The organism is Acidovorax sp. KPB24-03 (genome assembly GCF_057546605.1).
In genome coordinates this window covers 1-1825 of record NZ_BAAJYR010000561.1, presented here as the reverse complement: position 1 = coordinate 1825, position 1825 = coordinate 1, and the positions used below count along the sequence as shown (strand labels likewise).

Genomic DNA, 1825 nt, shown 5'->3' with positions numbered 1-1825 from the left:
CAACCGCCCCGGCGCGGGCGGGCAGATCGCCGCCCAGGCCCTCAAGGCCGCGCCGGCCGACGGGCACACCGTGTTCCTGTCGCACGACCACACCATCTCCATCCTGCCGCAGGTGGTCAAGCACCCGGGCTACGACCCGGTGCACGACTTCGTGCCGGTCGGCGGCGTGGCCACCTTCGTGAATGCCTTCGCCGTGTCCGGCGCGTCGCCGGCCAGGTCGTTCAACGACTACGTGCAGTGGGTCACCACCCAGGGCGGGGGCAAGGGCGCGGTGGGCATCCCGGCCCCGGCCTCCACGCCGGAGTTTCTGGTCAAGCTCATCGGCGAGAAGTACCGCATCGACCTGGTGGCGGCGCCATACCGCGGCAGCGCGCCCATGATCGCCGACATGCTGGGCAACCAGATTCCCGCCGGGGTGGCTTCGGTGCAGGACTTCATCGAAAACCACAAGGGCGGCAAGGTGCGCGTGCTGGCCGTGCTGGGCACCCAGCGCCAGGCCGCGCTGCCGGACGTGCCCACGTTCGACGAGCTGGGGCTGAAAGGCTTCGAGGACCTGCCCTACTACGGCTTCTACGCGCCCACCGGTACGCCGGCCGCGTTCGTCACCCGCTTCTCGCAGGCGCTGGCCAAAGTGGTCGCCCAACCCGACGTGAACCGGCAGCTCACGGCCCTGGGGCTCACGGTGGCGTCGATGACGCCCCAGCAGCTGGCGGCGCGCCAGCAGGCCTACACCCAGGCCTGGACGCGCATCATCCAGCGCAGCGGCTTCGTGCCCCAGTGAGGGTTGCGTGCTGTCCCGCCGCGGCGCCGCAGGCCGGCCCGCGGGGACCGGCGTTGCCCGCCTTGAGGTGACGCAGGCCCGCCATGTTCTATGCCATCCCGCTGGACAACCGCCCCACCTGGCGCAACCCGCCATGGATGACGGTGCTGATCATTGTGGTGAACCTGCTGGTCTTCTGGGGCCCGCAGCGCTGGGAGGCCAAGGCCGTGGACCGGGCGGCGCAGGTCTATCTGGACAGTCCCTTGCCCGGCATCGAACAGCCGCCTTTCGTGCAGTGGCTGAAGGACTCCGGCCACCGCGATGCCGAGCGCGCGCAGCGCATGCTGGCGGCGCACCGGGAGCATGCGCTGCTGCGGTGGATGGAGCACGAGGAAGGCTTTCAAAAGCGCCTGCACGCCGGCCTGGTCGTGCGCGCGGACGACCCGCAGTACGCCGACTGGAAGGCCGCCCGCGCCCGGTATGAGGCGGCGCTGCCCGAGCCCTTCACCCGCCGCTGGGCGCAGAGCTACGAAAAGGACGCGCCCCGCGGCCCGTGACCTGGATCACCGCCGCTTTCCTGCATGCCAGCACGGGCCACCTGCTGGGCAACATGGTGTTCTTGTTCCTCTTCGGCTTTTCGGTCGAGCTGGCCCTGGGGCGGTGGCGGTACCTGGCCTTCTACCTGCTGGGGGCCGTGGGCGGGTCGCTGATGGCCGGGTGGGCCTATGCAGGCCAAGGCAGCTACGGCCTGGGGGCGTCCGGTGCGGTGTCGGCCCTCATGGGCATGTACGCGGTGCTGTACCGGCTGCGCCGCGTGCGGTTTTTCTACCAGCTGTTCTTTTATTTCAACTACGTCACCGCGCCCGCGCTGCTGCTGTTGCCGGCGTGGATCGCCAACGAGTTGCTGCAGCACTGGCTCAGCGGCCGGGGCGTGGCCTACATGGCCCACCTGGGCGGGCTTCTGACGGGCGCCGCGCTGATGTGGGGCGCCGGTCTGGTGCGGCGCAAGGCGATCGAGGCGCCGCCGCCCGAGGCAGCCGCCGCGCCGGACGACGGCTTCGATGC

Annotated in this window: 1 protein-coding gene and 1 pseudogene; both read left to right on the top strand. The window is 70.7% G+C overall.

Translation table 11 applies throughout. The annotated features are described in order from the left end of the window. Nucleotides 1-781 (top strand): tripartite tricarboxylate transporter substrate-binding protein (locus AC27KI_RS23950; protein WP_487116229.1); only part of this gene is annotated, 781 nt, incomplete at its 5' end. A gap of 83 nt (nucleotides 782-864) precedes the next feature. Then, nucleotides 865-1825: pseudogene (locus AC27KI_RS23945) on the top strand (rhomboid family intramembrane serine protease); the annotation flags it as partial.